The 22,701-nt window shown below is 57.9% G+C and carries 21 protein-coding genes; 10 read left to right on the forward strand and 11 right to left on the reverse strand.

Features of this window, described 5'->3' with window-relative positions:
* Window positions 1-46: 46 nt before the first annotated feature.
* Window positions 47-2,758 (forward strand): preprotein translocase subunit SecA, encoded by a 2,712-nt coding sequence (gene secA / locus JK621_RS02525; RefSeq protein ID WP_212558513.1) that lies wholly within the window; start codon window positions 47-49, stop codon window positions 2,756-2,758.
* Window positions 2,759-2,860: 102 nt separating this feature from the next.
* Window positions 2,861-3,265 carry an 8-oxo-dGTP diphosphatase MutT gene (gene mutT / locus JK621_RS02530; RefSeq protein ID WP_212558514.1) on the forward strand — a complete coding sequence of 135 codons (405 nt, stop codon included), beginning with the start codon at window positions 2,861-2,863 and terminating at the stop codon, window positions 3,263-3,265.
* 39 nt (window positions 3,266-3,304) lie between these two features.
* Here mutT and yacG read toward each other — a convergent pair whose 3' ends face one another.
* From yacG to coaE, 3 genes are read right to left on the reverse strand one after another with little or no spacing between them, the layout of a single operon-like run.
* Window positions 3,305-3,499, reverse strand: a complete 195-nt coding sequence (yacG, locus tag JK621_RS02535; RefSeq protein WP_212558515.1) for a DNA gyrase inhibitor YacG — start codon at window positions 3,497-3,499, stop codon at window positions 3,305-3,307.
* Window positions 3,500-3,549: 50 nt separating this feature from the next.
* Window positions 3,550-4,302, reverse strand: coding sequence for a cell division protein ZapD (gene zapD / locus JK621_RS02540; RefSeq protein WP_212558516.1), 753 nt, complete (start codon window positions 4,300-4,302; stop codon window positions 3,550-3,552).
* Window positions 4,303-4,307: 5 nt separating this feature from the next.
* Entirely contained in the window at window positions 4,308-4,922 is a 615-nt protein-coding gene (coaE, locus tag JK621_RS02545) for a dephospho-CoA kinase (RefSeq protein ID WP_212558517.1), read from the reverse strand.
* A gap of 564 nt (window positions 4,923-5,486) precedes the next feature.
* Between coaE and JK621_RS02550 the strand changes: the two genes are divergently transcribed.
* Entirely contained in the window at window positions 5,487-6,530 is a 1,044-nt protein-coding gene (locus tag JK621_RS02550; RefSeq protein WP_126480257.1) for a GMP reductase, read from the forward strand.
* A gap of 62 nt (window positions 6,531-6,592) precedes the next feature.
* Here the strand turns inward: JK621_RS02550 and hofC are convergent, their stop codons facing one another.
* From hofC to nadC, 4 genes are all read right to left on the reverse strand, one after another.
* Window positions 6,593-7,792, reverse strand: coding sequence for a protein transport protein HofC (hofC, locus tag JK621_RS02555; RefSeq protein ID WP_212558518.1), 1,200 nt, complete (start codon window positions 7,790-7,792; stop codon window positions 6,593-6,595).
* On the reverse strand, window positions 7,789-9,237 hold the full coding sequence (gene gspE, locus JK621_RS02560) for a type II secretion system protein GspE (RefSeq protein WP_212558519.1): 1,449 nt from the start codon (window positions 9,235-9,237) through the stop codon (window positions 7,789-7,791). The genes hofC and gspE overlap by 4 nt, the downstream gene beginning before the upstream one ends.
* A 2-nt stretch (window positions 9,238-9,239) precedes the next feature.
* The gene (ppdD, locus tag JK621_RS02565) at window positions 9,240-9,683 is read right to left on the reverse strand and encodes a prepilin peptidase-dependent pilin (protein WP_212558520.1); all 444 of its coding nucleotides are present in this window, start codon (window positions 9,681-9,683) and stop codon (window positions 9,240-9,242) included.
* 198 nt (window positions 9,684-9,881) lie between these two features.
* Window positions 9,882-10,772 (reverse strand): carboxylating nicotinate-nucleotide diphosphorylase, encoded by an 891-nt coding sequence (nadC, locus tag JK621_RS02570; protein ID WP_212558521.1) that lies wholly within the window; start codon window positions 10,770-10,772, stop codon window positions 9,882-9,884.
* 85 nt (window positions 10,773-10,857) lie between these two features.
* Between nadC and ampD the strand changes: the two genes are divergently transcribed.
* Both ampD and ampE read left to right on the forward strand, forming a co-directional pair.
* Entirely contained in the window at window positions 10,858-11,454 is a 597-nt protein-coding gene (gene ampD / locus JK621_RS02575; RefSeq protein WP_212558522.1) for a 1,6-anhydro-N-acetylmuramyl-L-alanine amidase AmpD, read from the forward strand.
* On the forward strand, window positions 11,454-12,308 hold the full coding sequence (gene ampE, locus JK621_RS02580) for a beta-lactamase regulator AmpE (protein ID WP_212558523.1): 855 nt from the start codon (window positions 11,454-11,456) through the stop codon (window positions 12,306-12,308). Before ampD ends, ampE begins: the two co-directional genes overlap by 1 nt.
* Before the next feature lie 63 nt (window positions 12,309-12,371).
* On the opposite strand, the gene hemL is transcribed toward ampE, so the two are convergent.
* Window positions 12,372-13,661 (reverse strand): glutamate-1-semialdehyde 2,1-aminomutase, encoded by a 1,290-nt coding sequence (gene hemL / locus JK621_RS02585; protein WP_212558524.1) that lies wholly within the window; start codon window positions 13,659-13,661, stop codon window positions 12,372-12,374.
* 179 nt (window positions 13,662-13,840) lie between these two features.
* On the opposite strand from hemL, the gene clcA reads away from it, so the two are divergent.
* Complete coding sequence (gene clcA / locus JK621_RS02590; protein WP_212558525.1) at window positions 13,841-15,280, forward strand: H(+)/Cl(-) exchange transporter ClcA; 1,440 nt, start codon at window positions 13,841-13,843, stop codon at window positions 15,278-15,280.
* An 89-nt stretch (window positions 15,281-15,369) separates the two neighbouring features.
* Window positions 15,370-15,714, forward strand: coding sequence for an iron-sulfur cluster insertion protein ErpA (erpA, locus tag JK621_RS02595; RefSeq protein ID WP_004950184.1), 345 nt, complete (start codon window positions 15,370-15,372; stop codon window positions 15,712-15,714).
* A 106-nt stretch (window positions 15,715-15,820) separates the two neighbouring features.
* On the opposite strand, the gene JK621_RS02600 is transcribed toward erpA, so the two are convergent.
* From JK621_RS02600 to mtnN, 3 genes are read right to left on the reverse strand one after another with little or no spacing between them, the layout of a single operon-like run.
* Window positions 15,821-16,435: a TRIC cation channel family protein gene (locus JK621_RS02600; protein ID WP_212558526.1), complete on the reverse strand. Its 615-nt coding sequence runs from the start codon at window positions 16,433-16,435 to the stop codon at window positions 15,821-15,823.
* Window positions 16,435-17,241, reverse strand: coding sequence for a vitamin B12 ABC transporter substrate-binding protein BtuF (btuF, locus tag JK621_RS02605; RefSeq protein ID WP_212558527.1), 807 nt, complete (start codon window positions 17,239-17,241; stop codon window positions 16,435-16,437). Before btuF ends, JK621_RS02600 begins: the two co-directional genes overlap by 1 nt.
* 1 nt (window position 17,242) lies before the next feature.
* Window positions 17,243-17,944 carry a 5'-methylthioadenosine/S-adenosylhomocysteine nucleosidase gene (mtnN, locus tag JK621_RS02610; protein ID WP_212558528.1) on the reverse strand — a complete coding sequence of 234 codons (702 nt, stop codon included), beginning with the start codon at window positions 17,942-17,944 and terminating at the stop codon, window positions 17,243-17,245.
* A gap of 129 nt (window positions 17,945-18,073) precedes the next feature.
* Between mtnN and dgt the strand changes: the two genes are divergently transcribed.
* The 3 genes from dgt (at window position 18,074) to JK621_RS02625 (ending at window position 22,685) form a co-directional block, all read left to right on the forward strand.
* The gene (gene dgt / locus JK621_RS02615; RefSeq protein ID WP_212558529.1) at window positions 18,074-19,591 is read left to right on the forward strand and encodes a dGTPase; all 1,518 of its coding nucleotides are present in this window, start codon (window positions 18,074-18,076) and stop codon (window positions 19,589-19,591) included.
* A 315-nt stretch (window positions 19,592-19,906) separates the two neighbouring features.
* Window positions 19,907-21,337, forward strand: coding sequence for a serine endoprotease DegP (gene degP / locus JK621_RS02620; protein ID WP_212558530.1), 1,431 nt, complete (start codon window positions 19,907-19,909; stop codon window positions 21,335-21,337).
* 208 nt (window positions 21,338-21,545) lie between these two features.
* Window positions 21,546-22,685, forward strand: a complete 1,140-nt coding sequence (locus JK621_RS02625; RefSeq protein ID WP_212558531.1) for a glycerate kinase — start codon at window positions 21,546-21,548, stop codon at window positions 22,683-22,685.
* Window positions 22,686-22,701: the final 16 nt, after the last annotated feature.

Raw genomic sequence — 22,701 nt, forward strand, 5'->3', positions numbered from 1 at the left:
AAGTTGACTGCCTGTGTTGGCTGTCATGACAGAGATATTAAACATCATGTTAGTGAAATTATTGACCAAAGTTTTTGGTAGCCGTAACGATCGTACACTGCGCCGCATGCGTAAGTCGGTTGAACTGATCAACCGCATGGAACCGGACATGGAAAAGCTGTCCGATGACGAGCTGAAAGCCAAGACCAACGAGTTCCGCGCGCGCCTGGAAAAGGGCGAAGTGCTGGAAAACCTGCTGCCGGAAGCTTTCGCCGTGGTACGCGAGGCGAGCAAGCGCGTATTCGGTATGCGCCATTTCGACGTGCAGCTGCTGGGCGGCATGGTACTGAACGATCGCTGCATCGCAGAAATGCGTACCGGTGAAGGTAAAACGCTGACCGCAACCCTGCCCGCCTACCTGAACGCCTTAAGCGGGCGCGGTGTGCACGTAGTGACCGTCAATGACTATTTGGCGCAGCGCGACGCCGAAAACAACCGCCCGCTGTTCGAGTTCCTTGGCCTGAGCATCGGCATCAACCTGCCGGGTATGCCTGCGCCGGCCAAGCGTGAAGCCTATGCCGCCGATATTACCTACGGCACCAACAACGAATACGGTTTCGACTATCTGCGCGACAACATGGCGTTCAGCCCGGAAGAGCGCGTCCAGCGCAAGCTGCACTATGCGCTGGTGGATGAGGTTGACTCCATCCTGATCGATGAAGCCCGTACTCCGCTGATCATCTCCGGCCCGGCCGAAGACAGCTCAGAAATGTACATTAAGGTTAACAAGCTGATTCCAAAGCTTATCCGTCAGGAAAAAGAGGATTCAGACTCCTTCCAGGGCGAAGGCCACTTCTCGGTAGACGAGAAAGCGCGCCAGGTGCACCTGACCGAACGCGGCCTGATCCTGATCGAAGAAATGCTGGTGGAAGCCGGCATTATGGAAGAAGGGGAGTCGCTGTATTCACCGACCAACATCATGTTGATGCACCATGTGACCGCCGCTTTGCGCGCACACGTGCTGTTCACCCGTGACGTTGACTACATCGTGAAAGACGGTGAAGTGATCATCGTTGACGAACATACCGGCCGTACCATGCAGGGCCGTCGTTGGTCCGATGGTCTGCATCAGGCGGTGGAAGCCAAAGAAGGCGTGGAAATCCAGAACGAGAACCAGACGCTGGCGTCCATCACCTTCCAGAACTACTTCCGCCTGTACGAGAAGCTGGCCGGCATGACCGGTACTGCCGACACCGAAGCGTTCGAATTCAGCTCCATCTACAAGCTGGATACCATCGTGGTGCCGACCAACCGCCCAATGCTGCGTAAAGACATGCCGGATCTGGTCTATATGACCGAGCTGGAGAAGATTGGCGCCATCATTGAAGATATTCGCGAGCGTACCGCCAACGGCCAGCCGGTGCTGGTGGGGACTATCTCGATCGAAAAATCCGAAGTCGTTTCCCGTGAACTGGCGAAGGCCGGCATCGACCACAAGGTGCTGAACGCCAAATTCCATGCCATGGAAGCGGATATCGTGGCGCAGGCTGGCCAGACCGGTGCGGTGACTATCGCCACCAACATGGCGGGCCGAGGTACCGATATCGTGTTGGGCGGCAGCTGGCAGGCAGAGATTGCCCAGTTGGAAGACCCAACCGAAGAGCAGATCGCGGCGATTAAAGAGGCCTGGAAAATCCGCCATGAAGCGGTATTGAAGGCGGGTGGTTTGCACATCATTGGTACCGAGCGCCATGAATCGCGCCGTATCGATAACCAGCTGCGCGGCCGTTCCGGTCGTCAGGGTGATGCCGGTTCATCTCGCTTCTACCTGTCGATGGAAGATGCTCTGATGCGTATTTTCGCCTCGGATCGCGTTTCCGGCATGATGCGTAAACTGGGTATGAAAGAGGGTGAGGCCATTGAGCACCCATGGGTCACCAAGGCGATTGCCAACGCGCAGCGTAAAGTGGAAAGCCGTAACTTCGATATTCGTAAGCAACTGCTGGAATACGATGACGTGGCCAGCGATCAGCGTCGCGCTATCTACAGCCAGCGTAATGAGCTGCTGGACGTGTCCGACGTGAGCGAAACCATTGCCAGCATCCGCGAAGACGTCTTCAAGACTACTATCGACAGCTACATTACGCCGCAGTCGCTGGAAGAAGAGTGGGATATTCAGGGTCTGGAAGAGCGCCTGAAAAGCGATTTCGATTTGGATATGCCTATCGCCGAGTGGTTGGATAAAGAGCCGGATCTGCACGAAGAAACGCTGCGTGAGCGTATTCTGGAGAAGGCCAGGGAAGACTATCTGCGCAAAGAAGAAGTGGTTGGCGCGGATATGATGCGCAACTTCGAGAAGGGTGTGATGCTGCAGACGCTGGATTCTCTGTGGAAGGAACATCTGGCGGCAATGGACTATCTGCGTCAGGGCATCCACCTGCGTGGTTACGCGCAGAAAGATCCTAAGCAAGAGTACAAGCGTGAATCCTTCAACATGTTTGCGACCATGCTGGAATCGCTGAAATACGAAGTGATCAGCGTACTGAGCAAAGTGCAGGTGCGGATGCCGGAAGAGGTTGAAGCGATGGAGTTGCAGCGTCGTGAAGAAGCGGAGCGCCTGGCGGCACAGCAACAGTTGAGCCACTACGAAGAAAATTCGTTGGTCACCGAGGATTCTAATGCTCCTGCAAGCGCTGAGCGCAAGGTAGGTCGTAACGATCTTTGCCCGTGCGGTTCAGGTAAAAAATACAAACAGTGCCACGGCCGCCTGCAGAAGTAAGCCCGGCAGCGTTTAACGAGTCAAACCCTGGGGTTCAGCATGCTGAACCCCAGTTTTTTAGGGCCAAAGTCCGCGCTCTCATGAATTAATCAGGAGGATGCGATGAAGCATCTGAACATCGCCGTCGGTATCATTCGCAATGCCCGGCAGGAAATTTTTATCACTCGTCGCGCCGCAGATTCACATATGGCCGGTTTCTGGGAGTTTCCCGGCGGCAAAATTGAGCAAGGGGAAACCCCGGAGCAGGCGCTGAACCGCGAATTACGCGAAGAGACCGGCATTGAAACCGAACGCGCAACGCTGCTGGAGGTGCTGGAGCACCGCTTTAGCGATCGCATCGTCACGCTGAACTTCTATCTGGTGGAAGGTTGGCAGGGCGAGCCGTTTGGCCGCGAAGGCCAGCCAATGCGCTGGGTGAAGCAGGCGGACTTGCGTGAGGAAGAGTTCCCCGAAGCCAATATCAGCATTATCAAACTGCTGGTGCAGCAGGCCAACGCTGCGCAATAAAACCAAAGGCCCGGCGGGCGCCGGGCCGTCATTCGGCGATTAGCGGTCGTCGTCCGCTTCGCTCCAGTCTTCGCTTTCCGACAGTTCGTTGTTGCTCGGAATGCGCTTCTCTTCATCAGCCCACTCGCCGAGATCGATCAGCTGGCAGCGTTTGCTGCAAAAGGGGCGGAACGGGCTCACTTCACCCCACACCACGCCTTTGCCACAGGTTGGGCATTTCACTACGGTAGTCATCTTCTGTTCCTTACTCCTTTCCACACGTGAAAGGTTTCTATGTCATTGGGTCAGCAACAGGCCAACTCAAAGGTTAACCGTTCCGGCACCACGCCAAGCTCACTGTCCAAAGGCAGGAAGCGGATCGCGTAACGTGTTTTATGGCCGGAAATCTGCGGATAAAGCTGGTGCGCCAGGTTAATGCGCAAACGCAACAGATCGGCGCCTTCCGCGTTATCCTGGAAGAAGCCGTTCAAACTGATTTGGTTGCGGAATGGCCCGGCCTGACGGATAAGATCCAGCACCATCGTCAACGCCAGATTCAACGGCTCCAGGGTCAGCAGCCAATCAGTGACGTCAGCATCTCGCTCTTGTTGCGGCGCATGCATCCACATGTGCAACGTGGGCAAGTCAAAGCTGCAGCAACCGCCGGGGATGCTCAGACGTTGGCGCACCAGGCTAATCAGCCGATCTTCACGCAGCGCCTGCCCGAGACGTGGAGCGGACATCAGCGCCGCAGCACGTTCCTTCAGCTGGCCGCGCAACTGATCCATCACAGACATATCGACGCCTGGCACATCGGCCCATGCCAACAGCTTCTGCTGCTGACGCTCCAGCTCTTTCAGCAGTTCGGTGCGCACTTCGCCGCGCTCCAATACGTCCAGCAGGTCCGAAATGGTGCGGAAGAAGGTCAGCGCAATGGCGGTTTCGCTCAATGCCCGCTGGCCATGCAATTGTTGCAGTAAAAACTCGATACGCAGCCAGGTGCGCATTTTTTCATTCAACGGATGTTCAAAAAGAACGCTTGGGGACACATCATTCATTCAGTTTAATCCTGTCGGGTCGCTGATGCCGCCAGTTCAAGGTAGCGGCGATGCAGTGCGGCAACAAATGGCTCTATCCCCTGAGCGGCACCGCTATTATCGATTATGTCGTCTGCAACGGCCAGGCGCTGCTCGCGCGTGGCCTGTGCAGACATGATGTTTTGCGCCTGTTGGCGATTGATTCCGTCGCGGGTGACTGTTCTTGCCAATTGCGTTTCGCTGTCGACGTCGACCACCAGCACGCGATCTGCGCGCGCTTGCAGGTTATTTTCCACCAGCAGTGGCACTACCCACAGTGCGTAGGGGCTGGCGACCTGCGCCAACCGGCGTTGGGTTTCCTGATGAATCAGCGGGTGCAGCAATTGATTCAGCCAGCGTTTCTCATCCGGGTTGCTGAATATACGTTGGCGCAGTGCGGAACGGTTAAGCGTGCCGTCGGCCAGCAACATTTCATTACCAAAACGTTCGGCGATAGCGGCTAAAGCCGGGGTGCCGGGTTCGACAACCTGCCGTGCAATGACGTCTGCGTCGACAATCTCCACGCCGTGGCGGGCAAAGGCGTCTGCTACGGTGGACTTGCCGCTGCCGATACCCCCTGTCAACGCTACAATGTAGGCCATGGTATAAAATGCATCCGATATTCATAAAAAAATAATAGACGAATCATAAAGCGATCGTGCAGAAGTGCAAGTCGGTAGGGAGAGCCAGCCTGGCAGGTTGCGCTGTACGGTGATAAAAAACGCGACAGGGACAGGAAAATGAGCGATGAATCACACCGCAGGTTCTTAGGTAAATTTGTCGGATTGTAACGTAAATAAAGGTGAATTCGCAGTCTTGTCCGGTGATTATTAGCGCGTATGATAACGTCACTGGAACTGGCATTACTCTATACCCGCCATTCTTCAAGCTGCAGGTGTGTTGACTGCGAGCGCTCACTCGAATCACTTGCGTGAGTAAGCTCGTCGGGACTCTCGTTCTTGCTTGTCGCCTTCCTGCAACTCGAATTATTTAGGGTATACCCCGTCGCCTTTCAAGCCGCAGCGTTGTTGACTGCGTTCGCCCACCCCTGATGTAAGCTCCTGGGGATGAGCGATCTGGTCGCCTGGCTGCAACTCGAAATTCATAGGGTATAGGTTCGAATATCCCCCTGCGATCCGTCGCCAAAAACCAGGAAATCATAAGTCATGCGTATTGAAGAAGATTTGAAGTTAGGCTTTAAAGATGTGCTGATTCGCCCAAAGCGTTCCACGTTGAAAAGCCGTTCTGAGGTTGAACTGGAGCGTCAGTTTACCTTCAAACATTCTGGCTGGAACTGGTCCGGTGTGCCGATTATTGCCGCCAACATGGACACGGTCGGCACCTTCAGCATGGCAGAGGCCCTGGCTTCCTTCGATGTTCTCACCGCCGTACACAAACACTACACCGTTGAACAATGGGCCGCATTCGTGCAGCGCGTACCGACATCGTTACTGCGCCACGTTATGGTTTCAACCGGCACCTCAGAGGCCGATTTTGTGAAGATGAAGCAGATTCTGGCACTGTCACCGGCTCTGAAGTTTATCTGCATCGACGTGGCCAACGGTTACTCGGAGCATTTTGTCGCCTTCTTGCAGAAAGCGCGCGAAGCTTGCCCGAACCATGTGATCTGCGCCGGTAACGTGGTTACTGGCGAAATGGTGGAAGAGCTGATCCTGTCCGGCGCCGATATCGTAAAAGTCGGCATTGGCCCGGGATCGGTTTGCACCACTCGGGTAAAAACCGGCGTAGGTTATCCGCAGTTGTCCGCTGTGATTGAGTGCGCCGATGCGGCACACGGCCTCGGCGGTCAAATCGTCAGCGACGGCGGCTGTTCTGTGCCGGGCGACGTAGCCAAAGCCTTTGGCGGCGGCGCTGATTTTGTCATGCTGGGCGGTATGTTGGCCGGACATGACGAGTGCGAAGGCACCGTAGTGGAAGAGAACGGCGAAAAATTCATGCTGTTCTACGGCATGAGCTCCGAGTCGGCGATGAAGCGCCACGTGGGCGGCGTTGCCGAATACCGAGCCGCTGAGGGAAAAACCGTTAAGCTGCCTCTGCGCGGTGAGGTCGAGTTTACCGTGCGTGATATCCTCGGTGGTTTGCGCTCCGCCTGCACCTATGTCGGAGCAGAACGTCTGAAAGAGCTGACCAAGCGCACCACCTTTATCCGCGTTGCGGAGCAGGAAAACCGCGTATTCGGTGCTAAGTAACCGGTAATAAAGCCACTCTCCGGGGAACGGCTCACATTTTGCCGTGCCCCGGATCGTTTTGCTTACCCCAAAACATTCCCCAGCTGAAATATCGGCAGATACATGGCGATCACCAGCGTCCCGACTATTGCTCCCACCACCAGCATCAATATCGGCTCCAGCGTTTGCGCCAGCGTATCGGCCAGTTCAAAGGTTTGCTGCTCATGCCACAGCGCCAGCTTGCCCAGCAAGGTGTCAAGCGAGCCGGACTCTTCGCCCACCCGCACCAACTGTTGGCATAATGGGGGAAAGAGCGCCTGTTGGCCCAGGGCGCTGTAGAAGGTATGGCCCTGCGCAATCTGTTGCCGAACCCTCTCAATCGCCTGGCGGTAAAACAGGCTGTCTACAGACAGCGCTGCGGCGTTTAGCCCCTCAACCAGCGTTAGCCCCGCCTGCTGCGTCATGGCCAGAATACGGAATGTTTGGCTCAGGCAGCCGCCTTTGATCAACTGCGCGATCAGCGGCAAGCGCAACAGCGTCGCCTGTTCGCGCCTGCGCCACTGTGGCTGTGGGTGCAGCCAGCGGAAATAGGAAAATACCGCGCCGGCCAACATCAACACCAACCATGGTCCGCTGCGGATCAACATCGCGGACAGGTTCAATAGCCCCTGGGTAAACCAGGGCAATGGCGCATCGAACGACTGGTAAACGCCGGCAAACTCCGGGAGCACCATCACCAGCATCAGAATACTCACCAACAGCGCTACTGCACAGATAAACAGCGGGTAACGCAGCGCCTTAATCACTTTTTTTTGCAGTTTTTGTTGCGCCTCCTGCTGTTGGGCCAGCTGCAGACAACAAGCGTCAAGATTGCCGGTCAGTTCCCCGATGGCGATCAACTGGCGGTAGATGAGCGGAAAGATGGCGCGTTGCCCGGCGATAACGTCGGAGAAGGGCTGTCCCTGCCGTACCTGTTCGGTTATCTCGCGCAGCAGGCAGCGCCAGGCGGCAGACGGATGTTCTTCCGCCAGCAGTTGCAATCCGTTGACCAGCGGTAACCCGGCTTGCAGCAGGGTGGCGAGTTGGCGGGTGAATTGGATCATGGGTTCGCCGCGCCATTGGGCGGGGGCAATGCGTTTCCCGCTATTGATATGGCAGGGTTGCAACCCCTGCTCAATAAGCCACTGGCTGACTTGCTGTTTTTCGTCGCTCATTCGTTCACCCAGGCGCAACTGGCCGTGAGGATCGACGGCTTGCCAAAGGAAAAGGCGTTGTGCTTTCACGGCGTAGCTCCGCTTTCGGCGGTGAGGCCGACAATGCGATATACCTCTTCCAGCGAAGTGAGACCTTGAGAAACCAGCGTTAATCCAGCTTGCAGTAGCGTTATCTGCCCTTGTTGTCGGGCTATATCGGCCAGTTGACCGGGAGTTGCGCCCTGCAGCAGACCGGCTTGCACTTCCGGCGTGACCATCAGCAGTTCATAAACCCCTGTACGGCCATAGTAACCGCTAAAGCAGTGTTCGCATCCGTCAGCCTGCCAGGGCAACAGGGGCTTGGCCCAAATGGCGGCGGGAAAGTGCGCGGGCAGGTTCTGTTGATAGCGGCAGTGGCTGCACAGTTTGCGCACCAGCCGCTGAGCGATGACCAGCTTCAGGCAGGCGGCGATCAGATAACCCGGAATGCCCATATGGGTCAGGCGCGTCAGGGTTTCGCTGGTGGAGTTGGTGTGCAGCGTCGAGAGGACCAGATGGCCGGTTTGAGCGGCTTTGACTGCGATTTCCGCCGTTTCCCGGTCGCGGATCTCACCGATCATGATGACGTCAGGATCCTGGCGCAGCAAGGCGCGCAATACGCGAGAAAAATCCAGCTCGGTTTTGGGGTTTATCTGGGTCTGGTTAACGCCGAACAGCGGAATTTCAATCGGGTCCTCGACGCTGCATAAATTGCTTTGCGCGTCATTCAATTGCCGCAGGCCGCTGTACAGCGTGACGGTTTTACCGCTGCCGGTCGGGCCAGTGACCAGAATCATGCCCTGGGGGCAAGACAGAGCCTCAGCATACTGCGCCAGCGCCGTTTGGCTCATGCCCAATTGATCCAACGGCAGCTCCTGGCGTTCGGTTTGCAGGATCCTCAACACCACTTTCTCACCGTGCAGCGTCGGCAGGGTGGCGATACGCATCGAGTAACTGGCGTTATCCAGTTGCACGCTGAGCTGCCCATCCTGCGGCAGGCGGCGCTCGGCGATATCCAACTGCCCCATGATCTTCAGCCGGGCGATAAGGGGGGCGGCGAGCGGGAAAGGCGGTGAAGCTACGGCTTGCAACACGCCGTCGATACGTAGCCGGATACGCAGTGTCTGCTGATAAGGTTCGAAATGAATGTCCGAGGCGCGTCGTTGCAGGGCGATGCGCAGCGTCTGATTGATAAACTGCACCACAGGGGCGTCGCTGTCGTCGTTCAACGAGGGTGCGTCCGGTTTGGCCTCCTGCGTGTTTTGCCCAAGCCGGTCGCCCTGCATCTGCCGGCGATTCAGTTCCAGCTCCAGCCGGGCCGCAGGCCACTGTTCCAGATGAATGCGTTTGCCGGTGGCGAAACGCAGGGCCGGCAGCAGCCCCTGCGGCACGTCAGCGTTCAGGGCAACGGTCAGGCTGTCGTCGTTTTCGCTGAGGGCCAGCGCCTGGTAGCGCTGGCACAGAGCGTGAATTTCATCGCTGATCGCGAAACTCATTGCTAGGCCCCCTTCGCTGCATCGTCAAAGCGGAAGACTTCCTGGCAGGTTTCCTGCAGATTGGCGTTGTCGCTGGTGCACAGACGTGTCCAGCGCGTCAGGCCACTGGCGTTTTGGGTGGGCGTCAGCGCTACTGTCAGCCCTTGCAGCGTCTGTGTTCCGGTCAGCGTGATCACGCCCTGGCTGACCTTCACGGCGCTGACGTAACGTGAGGTGCCGCCGGCAGGAATGCCTTTACTGCCGGCATTGCAACCCGTCGGCGCGCCGCCATCAAGCACACACAGCTCCACGGCCAGCTTGTAAGGCGTCATGACTTGCAGCATGTCAGTCATTGCCGCCTTCTGGATATAGCGTTGGTAGGCGGGTATGCCGATGGCGCTCAATATCGCGATTATGGCGATCACCACCATCAGTTCGATCAGAGTAAAACCGCGCTGTGTTTCCATTGTTATTGCCTCCTTGTGAATGTGGAGGTGACGGTAACGGCTCAGGCTGCGGGCTTCTAGCGGGGAGTGAGTGTTCTGCGGCGCGTTTCCACGGCAAGTTGTTCAGTTTGCAGCGGCGTGAAAATAGTTGCGGCGGGGGTCGCAATGTTGATGCAAAAGCACCGCCCCAGTTTGCCAGGGCGGTGTGAATGGCGGAGATTATTTGAAGCGCATTGACAGATCGAGTGCCGTCACATGTTTGGTCAGCGCGCCGACGGAGATGTAGTCCACGCCGGTTTCGGCGAAGGTGCGCAGGGTTTCGCTGGTCACGTTGCCGGAGACTTCCAACTGTGCGCGGCCTTGGTTTTGCGCCACGGCGGCACGCATCATCTCGACGCTGAAGTTATCCAGCATGACGATATCGGCGCCGGCGTCCAACGCCTGCTGCAACTCGTCGAGGGATTCGACTTCCACCTCGACCGGCACCTCGGCATGCAGCCAAAACGCTTTTTCGACCGCATTTTTGATCGAGCCGGAGGCGATGATGTGGTTTTCCTTGATCAGGAAGGCATCGGACAATCCCAAACGGTGGTTGCTGCCGCCGCCGCACAACACTGCATATTTCAGCGCGGTGCGCAGCCCTGGCAGCGTCTTGCGCGTATCCAGCAGGCGGGTTTTCGTCCCCTGCAGCAGCGCCACATAATGGCTGACCTCGGTCGCTACGCCAGAAAGCGTCTGCACAAAGTTCAGTGCGGTACGCTCGCCGGTCAGCAGCACCCGCGCCGGACCGCTCAGCTTGCACAGCGGTTGGTCAGGGACCAGGCTATCGCCATCCGCCACCAGCCATTCCACCTTCACCTGGTTGCCCAGTTGGATGAAGACCTCGTTCAGCCAGCGCCGGCCGCAAAATACGCCGGGTTCACGGGTGATAATGGTGGCTTCCGCCTGCTTGTCGGCCGGTAACAATTGCGCGGTAATATCGCGGTCGGCATCGACTTCGCCTCCCAGGTCTTCGCGCAGCGCCTGGGCAACGGCATAGGGGATATCGCTTTCAATTCGTTCAAGAAGCTCGGTGCGGCGACTGTCGGCATCGTAGCGGCGTGTCGGCATAGAAAACTCCGAAATGGACGGTAAGATCGTAGGGGGAACATGCTACTCTGTTGCCGTGATAAGTACCACCGCAGAGAGGTGTCTGATGCAGTTAGAGCATGGCTGGATTGTGGGGGTGAAACGGATTGTTTCGCCGCATTGCGATCTTCGCCCGAATGATGAAGCCCCTTCGCTGTTGGTGATCCACAATATCAGCCTGCCGCCCGGCGAGTTTGGCGGCCCCTATATCGATCGGTTGTTTACCGGCACGCTCGATCCCGCAGAACACCCTTATTTTTCCGGTATCCATCAGCTTCGGGTTTCGGCGCATTGTCTGATCCGTCGCGAGGGTGAAATCATTCAGTATGTGCCGTTCGACAAGCGCGCCTGGCACGCCGGCGTTTCCGAGTATCAGGGGCGCGAACGCTGCAACGATTTTTCGATTGGCATTGAACTGGAAGGTACCGACCAACTGCCGTTCACGCCACAGCAATACCAGAGCCTGAAAGCGGTGACCGCGCTGCTAATCAGGTATTATCCGATGTCGGCGGCGAGCATTACCGGGCACAGTGACATTGCCCCTGGCCGCAAAACCGATCCAGGCCCGGCGTTTGACTGGGGTTTTTATCTGGCATCTCTGGAACAACCCGGTGAGCCCGATGGCGCTATGCTTGGGAAAATGGAAAGGGAGAGGAGTCGCTAATGACGCTGTTTACGCTGTTACTGGTTCTGGCGTGGGAACGTTTGTTCAAGCTGGGGGAGCACTGGCAGCTGGATCATCGCCTGGAAGTGGTGTTCCATCGGCTGCATAGGTTTTCGCTGGCGCAGACGCTGCTGCTGACCGCCGCCTGGATGGTGGTGGTGTGGGGCATTCTGTGGTTGGCCCACGGGCTGTTTTTCGGCGTGGTGACGCTGCTGCTGTGGATTATTATTGATTTGCTGTGTGTGGGCGCCGGCATCAAGCGCAAACACTATCGCGCCTATCTTAAGGCGGCGCGGCAGGGAGATGCTCATGCCAGCGACCAGATGGCGGAGGAGTTGGCGCTGATCCACGGTTTGCCGGTAGATTGCAGCGAAGAGCTGCGCCTGCGCGAGCTGCAAAATGCGCTGCTGTGGACCAACTTCCGTTATTATCTGGCGCCGCTGTTTTGGTTTGTGGTCTGTGGGCCATACGGGCCAATCGCACTGGCGGGTTATGCTTTCCTGCGTGCTTATCAAACCTGGCTGGCGCGCCACAATACCCCTCTGGAGCGTTCGCAATCCGGCATCGATCATCTGCTGCACTGGCTGGACTGGATCCCGGTGCGCCTGGCCGGCGTGGCCTACGCGCTGCTGGGGCACGGTGAAAAAGCCTTGCCGGCATGGTTTGCGTCGTTGGGCGACCGCCATACCTCGCAATATCAGGTACTGACTCGCCTGGCGCAGTTCTCTCTGGCGCGTGAGCCTCACAGGGACCCGGTGCAAACTCCGCGTGCGGCGGTTACTCTGGCGCGCAAGGTGACGATGATTATCGTGGTGGTAGTGGCGCTGTTGACGATTTACGGCACCTTGCTCTAATGATGAAAATAAAAACGGGCGCTCAGTTCACACTGGCGCCCGTTTTTGTTTGGCAGCGAGATATTACAGTTTGGCGAAGCAGCGGCGTGCGGCATCTATGGTGCGCTGAATGTCTTCCTTGCTGTGCGCAACGGACATAAATCCGGCTTCAAAGGCTGAAGGCGCCAGATAAACCCCTTCATCCAGCATCAGGTGGAAGAAGCGCTTGAAGCGTTCCACATCGCACTGCATCACGTCCTGGTAGCAGGTCACCGCCGGGGCATCGGTAAAGAACAGGCCGAACATGCCGCCGACGTGGTTGACGACCAACGGGACGTTTTCTTCTTTGGCGGCACCCAGCAGGCCTTCTGCCAGCATATCGGTCAATTCGGTCAGCGTCTGGTGGATACCGACCTGCGAAACCTCGGTCAGGCAGGCATAACCGGCCGCCATCGCAATCGGGTTACCGGACAGCGTCCCCGCCTGATAGACCGGGCCGGTTGGCGCCAATGCCGCCATCACGTCGCGACGGCCGCCGAACGCGCCGACAGGCATGCCGCCGCCGATGATTTTGCCCAGACAGGTGAGGTCGGGTCTCACATCGTAATAGGCCTGCGCCCCGGCCAGCGCGACGCGAAAGCCGGTCATCACCTCATCGATAATCAACAGTGCGCCGTATTTGTCGCACAACGCACGCAGACCCGGCAGGAATTCCGGCAGCGGCGGCACGCAGTTCATGTTGCCGGCGACCGGCTCGACGATGATGCAGGCGATCTCGGAAGGATACTGCTCGAAAGCGGTGCGGACTGACTCCAGATCGTTGTAGGTGCAGGTCAGCGTGTGCTTGGCGAAATCGGCCGGCACGCCCGGCGAGTTCGGTTGGCCCAGGGTCAGCGCACCGGAACCGGCTTTCACCAGCAGGCAGTCGGCGTGGCCGTGGTAGCAGCCCTCGAATTTGATGATTTTATCGCGGTTGGTGTAGCCACGCGCCAAACGGATAGCGCTCATGGTGGCCTCGGTACCCGAGTTGACCATTCGCACCATATCCATGGTCGGCACCAATTCGGTCACCAACTCCGCCATTTTGACTTCCATCTCGGTGGGGGCGCCAAAACTCAGGCCGCGCTGCGCCGCTTCGATGACCGCGTTGCGGATAGCCGGGTGATTGTGCCCCAGCAGCATCGGGCCCCAGGAACCGACGTAGTCGATATAGGCTTTGCCGTCGACGTCGAACAGGTAAGCCCCGTCCGCCCGTTCGATAAACAGCGGCACTCCGCCAACGCCGGTGAATGCGCGCACCGGAGAGTTAACCCCGCCTGGGATAACTTGTTGTGCCTGGGCATACAGACTTTCGGACTTGCTGTGTAAGCTCATAAATCGGCTCCTGGATTCTCTTTTGAATGATTTGATCGCGCTATTCTAGAGAAGTGTTCGTCGATATGAAACGATCACAGTCAGATACCTATTTGGGGGAGTAGTTGGTCAGCGGGTGCGTTAGAATAATCGGCTTCCCTATTTGTATTACATTTGATTCCGCTAATGAATAACCCATTATGACTGAATTGCAACAACAGCCGCCTGTGGCGCGGGCTCCACGCTTGAAACGCAGCGATGCGGTACGTCGGTTTATCCGCCAAGATAAAACGCCGGTGGCGATCCTGTTTATGGCTGCGGTGGTGGGTACCCTGGCGGGATTGCTCGGCGTAGCCTTTGATAAGGCGGTGGACTGGGTGCAGCAGCGGCGTTTCTCCGCGCTGGCGCAGGTCGCCGATTCCTGGATCCTGGTTTGGCCGCTGGCCTTCATTCTTTCTGCTGCGCTGGCGGTGCTGGGGTATTACCTGGTGCGGCGCTTTGCGCCGGAGGCGGGCGGTTCAGGCATACCGGAGATCGAAGGGGCGTTGGAAGAACTGCGCCCGGTGCGCTGGTGGCGAGTGATCCCGGTGAAGTTTATCGGCGGCATGGGCACGCTGGGGGCGGGCATGGTGCTCGGCCGTGAAGGGCCTACGGTGCAGATGGGGGGCAACGTCGGGCGTATGGTATTGGATATCTTCCGCATGCGCGGCGCTGAAGCGCGTCATTCGTTGCTGGCCACCGGCGCGGCTGCCGGCCTTTCCGCCGCCTTCAATGCGCCGCTGGCGGGCATTCTGTTTATCATTGAGGAAATGCGCCCACAGTTCCGCTACAACCTGCTCTCGATTAAAGCGGTGTTTATCGGCGTGATCATGTCGAGCGTCGTGTTTCAGCTGTTCAATGGCGAACACTCGGTGATTGAAGTCGGCAAGCTTTCCTCTGCGCCGATCAACACACTCTGGCTGTATCTGGTGCTGGGTGCCGTGTTCGGTGCCGTGGGGGTGATGTTTAACGCCCTGATTTTTCGCACTCAAGATCTTTTCGCCCGTCTCCACGGCGGGAAGATGCGTAATATCCTGATGATTGGCGGGCTGCTCGGCGGTACGTGCGGCATTCTGGGGCTGATCCAGCCGCAAGCGGCGGGGGGCGGTTTTGGTTTGATCCCCATTGCTGCCGCCGGCAATTACAGCGTCGGTATGCTGCTGTTTATTTTCATCACCCGGGTGATCACCACGCTGCTGTGCTTCGGTTCCGGCGCGCCGGGTGGGATCTTTGCGCCAATGTTAGCGCTGGGCACGCTGTTTGGCACCGCTTTTGGCCTGGCCGGTGCACACCTGTTTCCACAGTACGGCATTGAGGCCGGTACTTTCGCCATTGCCGGAATGGGCGCGTTGTTTGCCGCCACGGTGCGCGCACCCTTGACCGGGATCGTGCTGGTGCTGGAGATGACCGATAATTACCAGCTCATACTGCCAATGATCATTACCTGCCTTGGTGCTACGCTGGTGGCGCAGTTCCTCGGGGGCAAGCCGTTGTATTCGTCGATCTTGATCCGTACGTTGCGGCGGCAGGAAGAGCTGCAGGCGCGTGAGGCGGCAGATAAAACAGGTAAAGAAAATACAACAAATGCGGTGAATACTTGAACGCAACACTCAGGTATTGGATAATCAAAAACATTAATCAGACTGCCATTGTAGCGGCCTGATGCAGAACAATGTTGGGAGTAAAGAGTATGAGTGATGAAACAGCACTGCCCCTGCAATTTACCGAGGCAGCAGCAAGCAAGGTTAAAGTCTTGATTGCTGACGAAGAAAATCCGAATCTGAAGTTGCGGGTTTATATTACCGGTGGCGGCTGCAGCGGATTCCAGTACGGCTTCACTTTTGACGACAAGGTCAATGACGGCGATATGACCATCGAGAAGCAGGGCGTTGCGCTGGTGGTTGACCCAATGAGCCTGCAATATCTGGTGGGCGGTTCGGTCGATTATACCGAAGGGCTGGAAGGTTCACGTTTCGTGGTAACCAACCCTAACGCCAAAACCACCTGCGGCTGCGGTTCTTCGTTCAGCGTCTGATCCCGCCGGCAGCAGCATAAAACCCGCCAACCTCACCGGTTTGCGGGTTTTTTTATGGCTGCCATTTCGCTCTGGCCCGAGCCGGGTTTGCTTCGGCCGGCAGCCGCTATTGTTCGAGGATAAACGCCGGTAGTTTCAGGTGCCAGCGAATGGCCGCCAGCCGGATCGCCAGCGTGATGCCCATGCCAAGCATCATCGCCTGCTGCAGCGGCATACCGAAGGTGGCGAAGGCGGTCGCGTGCACGATGCCGCCGACAATACAGGCGGTGGCATAGATCTCGGTTCGCAGGATCATCGGAATTTCCCGTGCCAGCACGTCACGGATAATGCCGCCGCCAACCCCGGTAATGACGCCCATGCAGACCGCCACCAGCGGGCCGGTATCGGCGGCGAAGGCTTTATTGACGCCGATGCCGACGAACACCGCCAGCCCGACGGCATCCAGCACCGGCAGGATCCACTTCGGCAGGCGTCGCGGCTGGCGTACCAGCAACAGCGTCAGCACGCAGGTTATCATCGCCACCACCAGATCGGTCGGATCTTTCACCCAAAATACCGGGCCATTGGCCAGCGCCATATCGCGAATGGTACCGCCGCCGACCGCCGTGACCACGCCGAGCACCAACACGCCGAACGGATCCATGCGCAGTTTGCCGGCCAGCAATACGCCGGAAATAGCAAACACCGCAGTACCGAGAATATCCAGCCAAAACACCAGCATCAGGGAAGCTCCGCCAGTTGGCTGCACAGTTGCTGCGCGGCCAGCATGATGCGCGGGCCGGCGCGGTTGAACCAGTCGCCGTTCAGCGCAATCACCGGTACTTGCAGTTGCGGTGCCCAAAAGGCCTTCACGCTGGCAATCTCTTTTGCGTCGCCGGTAATCACTACGGCCTGTGGTTGGCGGGCCAGCACCTGCTCACGGCTGATTTGCGGCCATGGCATGCGGCTGTCGGCAAAGATATTCTCCGCTCCACACAGCGACAGTACCTGGCTTTGCAGGGTGGCGCCGGAGCTGGTGAACAGCGGCTGGGTGCCAAACTGCAACAATACCCGGCGCGGCCGGTTGTGCGGGTATTTTGCTTTCAGCGCGGCAATCTGTCGGCGTAGGGTGCCCGCAGCCTGGTGCGCCTGCTCCGGATGCGGGCTGTATTTGGCCAGGTCATCCAGCGACTGGGCGATGTCATCGAGCGTGGTGGCATCCGCATAAAAAATCGGGATGCCGAAGGCGGCGAGCTGGTCCAGCACCCGCTGCGGATTGCCGCCGCGCCAGGCGAGGATCAGATCCGGCTTCAGCGCCAGCACCCGCTCGATGTTGATCCCCTGCCAGGAAGCCACCTGTTCCAGCTTCTTGGCCGCCGGCGGGTAATCGGAAAAGGCACTGACTGCCAGCAGGGTATCGCCCATGCCGGCGGCATAGGCAAGTTCGGTGGTATTGGGCGCCAGACTGATCACGCGTTGAGCGGCACCGGCAGGCAGCGCCACCCAGAGCGCGAGCAGCCACAGCAGGGCTGAAAAGCAGGGCTTCACATCAACCGCGCTTGGCCAGGGTTTGCAGCATCGCGTTGACCATCAGCGTTGATTGCTTGGCGGCCACGACCAGGAACTCGTCAAAGCTCATGTGCGATTCACTGTCGGCAACGTCAGAGATGGCGCGAACCACCACAAAGGGCGTGCCGAACAGGTGGCAAACGTGGCCGACGGCGGCGGCTTCCATTTCAACCGCGGCAACGCTTGGGAAGGTGGTGCGGATGCGTTCCAGCGGTTCTGCGCCGTTAATGAAGGCGTCGCCGCTGCAGATCAGGCCGCGCACCGCGTTCAGATCCAATTGCTTGATGCAGCTTTCCGCCAGCGCGATCAGCGCTTCGTCCGCCACAAACGCCGCCGGGCAGCCTGCCATCTGGCCTGGCTCGTAACCAAAGGCGGTGACGTCGGCGTCGTGATAGCGCACTTCTTCGGAAACCACGATATCGCCCACTTTCAGCGTGGCGGCCAGGCCACCGGCGGAACCGGTATTGATCACCAGGTCCGGCTTGCAGTGTTCCAGCAGCAGGGTGGTGCCCATTGCCGCAGAAACTTTACCGATACCGGATTTCAGCAGCGCCACGTCAACGCCGCCGATCTGGCCGGTATAGATTTCACAACCCGCGCGTTGAATGGTCTGACGGTTTTCAATTTGTTCGCGCAGCAGAGTAACTTCCTGCTCCATGGCGCCGATGATGCCTACTTTCATAAATAACACTCGCTGATTGGGTGTGGGAATTGCGCCATAGTCTATCATGGCTCTCATAGAGAGATAATCCGTTGCATATGCCCGCGGGAATTGTTATCACGGGGGCTGGGCGCAACGGAGGAGAAACAGATGTCCGGGATCGACTTTAAGCAAAAAATCAGCTTCCAGCGGCCTTTCAGTAAGCCTATTGAGGCCGAGGAAGAATATGACATCGTGCGGCAGTTTGAGAGCGATCGCGGGCGTATCGTCAATTCGGCCGCCATTCGCCGCCTGCAGCAAAAAACCCAGGTATTCCCTCTGGAGCGCAACGCCGCGGTGCGCAGCCGTCTGACGCACTCGATGGAGGTGCAGCAGGTCGGGCGGCACATTGCCAAGGAGATCCTCAACCGTTTCAAACAGGAACGGCGGATCGACGCGCTCGGCCTGAGCAAACTGCTCGATCCTTTTGAAAGCATAGTTGAAATGGCCTGCCTGATGCATGACATCGGCAACCCGCCGTTCGGGCATTTCGGCGAGTCGGCGATTAACGACTGGTTTTCCCAGAGGCTCGATCCCGCCAGTTGCGGGAGCGAGCCCGCCAGCAACGATCGTTGCCAGATCGGCGTGCTGCGCCTGCACGAAGGCGAAGGCGATCTCAACCGCCTGCGCAGCCGCATCCGCCACGATCTCAGCCATTTCGAGGGCAATGCCCAGGCGATTAGGCTGGTGCATACGTTACTGAAGCTCAACCTGACCTATGCGCAGGTGGGCTGCATTCTGAAATATACCCGTCCGGCGTACTGGGCGAGCGAGATCCCCGCCAGCCACAGCTACCTGATGAAAAAACCGGGCTTTTATCTGGCGGAAGAGGCGTTTGTCGATCGCTTGCGGCGCGAGTTGAATATGGGCGAGTTCGATCGCTTCCCGCTGACTTATATCATGGAGGCGGCGGACGATATTTCTTACTGCGTCGCCGATCTGGAAGACGCGGTGGAAAAAAACATTTTCACCGTTGAACAACTTTATCAGCATTTAACCCAGGAATGGGGCGAGGTATCGCCGGGCGATTTGTTTGATAAAACCGTGGCCAGCGCGTTTCGCAAGATTGACCGCGGCGGCGCGCGGCGCAGCAGCGAAGATCAGTTCTTCATGTATTTGCGGGTGTTCACCGTGGCGAGGCTGGTGCCGCATGCGGCGCAGCGTTTTATTGATAATCTGGATGCGGTTTATCAGGGCAACTTTAATCAGGCATTGCTGGAAGACTCCAGCCCCGCGTACCAACTGCTGAAGATCTTCAAGAATGTGGCCTTCAAGCACGTGTTCAACCATCCGGAAGTGGAGCAGCTTGAACTGCAGGGCTACCGGGTGATCAGCGGCTTGCTGGACATCTACAGCCCCTTGCTGGCGATGCAGCTGGCGGATTTTACCCGGCTGGTGCGGGAAGACAGCCATCGCGCTTACCCGATCGAAACGCGGCTGTTCCACAAACTTTCCACCAAACATCGGTTGGCGTATGTCGAAGCGGTTGAAGGGTTGCAGCACCTGTCGCCGGAGCAACTGGCGATCCGGGAATACTATTTCCGCGCACGTTTGCTGCAAGATTATATCAGCGGTATGACCGATCTTTATGCCTACGACGAATATAGAAAATTAATGGCAGCAGAATAATTCATTCAGCTATAGCCGTCATACTTGAATCTGCCTCCGCGTTGGCTGCGTCCGCGCACCCCAGTCACTTAGTTTACTGAGCTCCTGGGGATTTACGGTCTGCCGCCTTGAGGCCGCTCCAATTATTTAGGGTATAATAATTATTAATTTAAGTATTTGACTTGACGATGCAGTGAATATTTCGAGTTTTGTAAAGACGGACAATATTTGTTTACTATTACCAATAACCTGAGTCGGAACTTCGGGTTATTAATAAGCTCTGACTATGCACAAAGAACGCAATACTTTCTGAACGACTTTATAAGAGACACACAGATGAAAAAAACCGCATTAGTTCTTAGCGCCCTGGCTTTCAGTATTGGTATGGCAATGGGCCCGATGACGGCCGGTGCCGCAGAAACCGCCTCTTCAAGCTCTCAACAGCTGCCTAGCCTGGCGCCGATGCTGGAAAAAGTGATGCCTTCCGTGGTGAGCATTAACGTTGAAGGCAGCACCACCGTCAACGCGCAGAAGATGCCGCCGCAGTTCCAGCAGTTCTTTGGCGAAGATTCGCCTTTCTGCCAGGACGGTTCGCCGTTCCAGGCTTCGCCGATGTGTCAGGGCGGTGGGCCGGGGGCGCCTGGCCAGGGCACCCAGGAAAAATTCCAGGCTCTGGGCGCCGGTGTGGTGATTGACGCAGCCAAAGGCTATGTGGTGACCAATAACCACGTGGTAGATAACGCCAATAAAATTCAGGTGCAGCTGAGCGACGGCCGCAAGTTTGACGCCAAGGTGATAGGCAAGGATCCGCGTTCCGATATCGCGCTGATCCAACTGAAAGACTTTAAAAACCTGACGGCAATCAAGATGGCGGATTCCGAGCAATTGCGCGTCGGCGATTACACCGTGGCGATCGGCAACCCGTATGGATTAGGCGAAACCGCGACTTCCGGCATCGTTTCCGCGTTGGGCCGCAGTGGGTTGAATATCGAGAACTACGAGAACTTTATCCAGACCGATGCGGCGATTAACCGCGGTAACTCCGGTGGCGCGCTGGTTAACCTGAACGGCGAATTGATCGGCATTAACACCGCGATCCTGGCACCGGACGGCGGCAACATCGGCATTGGTTTCGCCATCCCGAGCAACATGGTGAAAAACCTGACGGCGCAGATGGTTGAGTTCGGCCAGGTGAAACGCGGCGAGCTGGGCATTATGGGCACCGAGTTGAACTCCGAACTGGCGAAAGCGATGAAGGTGGACGCCCAGCGCGGCGCCTTTGTCAGCCAGGTGATGCCGAAATCCTCCGCCGCCAAGGCGGGCATCAAGGCCGGTGACGTTATCGTCACCATGAACGGTAAAGCCATCTCCAGCTTTGCCTCGTTCCGTGCGGAAATCGGCACGCTGCCGGTCGGCAGCAAGATGTCGCTGGGCATCATCCGCGACGGCAAACCGGTGACCGTGGACGTCACGCTGGAGCAAAGCGCCCAGACTCAGGTTGAGTCCGGCAATATCTACACCGGCATTGAAGGGGCCGAGCTGAGCAATGCCCAGATCGGCAGCCAGAAAGGCGTGAAGGTGGATAACGTCAAGGCCGGCAGCGCCGCTGCGCGCATCGGCCTGAAAAAAGGCGATATTATCCTTGGCGTTAACCAGCAGCCTATCCAGAATCTGGGCGAACTGCGCAAAATTCTCGACAGCAAGCCGTCGGTGCTGGCGTTGAACATCCAGCGCGGCGATACCCAGTTGTATCTGTTGATGCAGTAATTTCTACCCGCTCTCCGCTCTCAAGGCACGCCACGGCGTGCCTTTTTTACGCAGGTAAAGGGGGCGTTTTGCGACAACGCCAACCGCCGTGCAGGGCAGTGGGCTGGTTGCGACGGTTCTCAGCGTACGGGCCTGCTATTATCAGATATCAGCCCCGGCGAAAGTGAAGCCGACAATAGGCCTGTGCAGTCGAGGAAACGGACCGTATATGAAAATAGTGATCGCGCCGGACTCATACAAAGAAAGTCTGTCGGCACTGGAAGTGGCGACCCAGATTGAAGCGGGTTTTCGCGAGATATTTCCTGATGCCGAGTACATCAAACTGCCGGTAGCCGACGGTGGGGAAGGTACGGTGGAGGCGATGGTTGCCGCCACCGGCGGGCGTAAAGTGGATGTCGACGTCACCGGGCCGCTGGGCGCCAAGGTGCGGGCCTTTTTCGGCCTGTCCGGCGATGAGCAGAGCGCCTTTATCGAGATGGCCGCCGCCAGCGGGTTGGAACTGGTGCCGGGGCGGCAACGCAACCCGCTGAACACCACCTCTTATGGCACCGGCGAACTGATCCGTTCGGCGCTGGATCACGGCGTAAAACATTGCATCATCGGCATCGGCGGCAGCGCCACCAACGACGGCGGCGCCGGCATGGTGCAGGCGCTGGGGGCGAGGCTGCTGGATAAGAACGGCGATGACATTGGCTTTGGCGGTGCGCAGTTGGAACACCTTGCCGCCATCGATCTCAGCGGACTGGATGCGCGCATTGCCCAGTGCAAGTTTGAGGTCGCTTGCGACGTCACTAACCCGTTAACCGGCAAAGAGGGCGCTTCGGCGATTTTCGGCCCGCAGAAAGGGGCTACGCCGCAGATGGTGGCGCAGCTTGATCGCTGCCTGCTGCACTATGCGCAGGTGATTGCGCAGGATATGGCGATTGAGGTGGGCGGGGTGCCCGGTGCGGGCGCGGCCGGTGGCATGGGAGCGGCGCTGTTGGCGTTCTGCCATGCCGATCTGCGTCAGGGGATTGAGATCGTCACCGAAGCGTTGGGGCTGGACGCATTGGTGCGCGACGCGACGCTGGTGATCACCGGCGAAGGGCGCATCGACAGCCAGAGTATCAACGGCAAGGTGCCTATCGGCGTGGCGCGCGTCGCCAAGCGCTACAACAAGCCGGTGATCGGCATCGCCGGCAGCCTGACGGCCGACGTTGGCGTGGTGCATCAGCACGGGCTGGATGCGGTGTTCAGCGTGCTGTACAGCATCTGCACGCTCGAGGAAGCGCTGGAAAATGCCGCCGACAACGTGCGCATGACCGCACGCAATATTGCGGCGACCATCAGGCTGTCGCAGCAGATATAGGCTCCGCTAAGCCTGC

The sequence above is a fragment of the Serratia plymuthica genome (assembly GCF_018336935.1).
Lineage (GTDB): Bacteria > Pseudomonadota > Gammaproteobacteria > Enterobacterales > Enterobacteriaceae > Serratia > Serratia plymuthica_B.

Coding starts and splice junctions, on each gene's coding strand:
- secA (WP_212558513.1), top strand. CDS start 47: ATGTTAGTGAAATTATTGACCAAAGTTTTTGGTAGCCGTAACGATCGT.
- mutT (WP_212558514.1), top strand. CDS start 2,861: ATGAAGCATCTGAACATCGCCGTCGGTATCATTCGCAATGCCCGGCAG.
- yacG (WP_212558515.1), bottom strand. CDS start 3,499: ATGACTACCGTAGTGAAATGCCCAACCTGTGGCAAAGGCGTGGTGTGG.
- zapD (WP_212558516.1), bottom strand. CDS start 4,302: ATGAATGATGTGTCCCCAAGCGTTCTTTTTGAACATCCGTTGAATGAA.
- coaE (WP_212558517.1), bottom strand. CDS start 4,922: ATGGCCTACATTGTAGCGTTGACAGGGGGTATCGGCAGCGGCAAGTCC.
- JK621_RS02550 (WP_126480257.1), top strand. CDS start 5,487: ATGCGTATTGAAGAAGATTTGAAGTTAGGCTTTAAAGATGTGCTGATT.
- gspE (WP_212558519.1), bottom strand. CDS start 9,237: ATGAGTTTCGCGATCAGCGATGAAATTCACGCTCTGTGCCAGCGCTAC.
- ppdD (WP_212558520.1), bottom strand. CDS start 9,683: ATGGAAACACAGCGCGGTTTTACTCTGATCGAACTGATGGTGGTGATC.
- nadC (WP_212558521.1), bottom strand. CDS start 10,772: ATGCCGACACGCCGCTACGATGCCGACAGTCGCCGCACCGAGCTTCTT.
- ampD (WP_212558522.1), top strand. CDS start 10,858: ATGCAGTTAGAGCATGGCTGGATTGTGGGGGTGAAACGGATTGTTTCG.
- ampE (WP_212558523.1), top strand. CDS start 11,454: ATGACGCTGTTTACGCTGTTACTGGTTCTGGCGTGGGAACGTTTGTTC.
- hemL (WP_212558524.1), bottom strand. CDS start 13,661: ATGAGCTTACACAGCAAGTCCGAAAGTCTGTATGCCCAGGCACAACAA.
- clcA (WP_212558525.1), top strand. CDS start 13,841: ATGACTGAATTGCAACAACAGCCGCCTGTGGCGCGGGCTCCACGCTTG.
- erpA (WP_004950184.1), top strand. CDS start 15,370: ATGAGTGATGAAACAGCACTGCCCCTGCAATTTACCGAGGCAGCAGCA.
- JK621_RS02600 (WP_212558526.1), bottom strand. CDS start 16,435: ATGCTGGTGTTTTGGCTGGATATTCTCGGTACTGCGGTGTTTGCTATT.
- mtnN (WP_212558528.1), bottom strand. CDS start 17,944: ATGAAAGTAGGCATCATCGGCGCCATGGAGCAGGAAGTTACTCTGCTG.
- dgt (WP_212558529.1), top strand. CDS start 18,074: ATGTCCGGGATCGACTTTAAGCAAAAAATCAGCTTCCAGCGGCCTTTC.
- degP (WP_212558530.1), top strand. CDS start 19,907: ATGAAAAAAACCGCATTAGTTCTTAGCGCCCTGGCTTTCAGTATTGGT.
- JK621_RS02625 (WP_212558531.1), top strand. CDS start 21,546: ATGAAAATAGTGATCGCGCCGGACTCATACAAAGAAAGTCTGTCGGCA.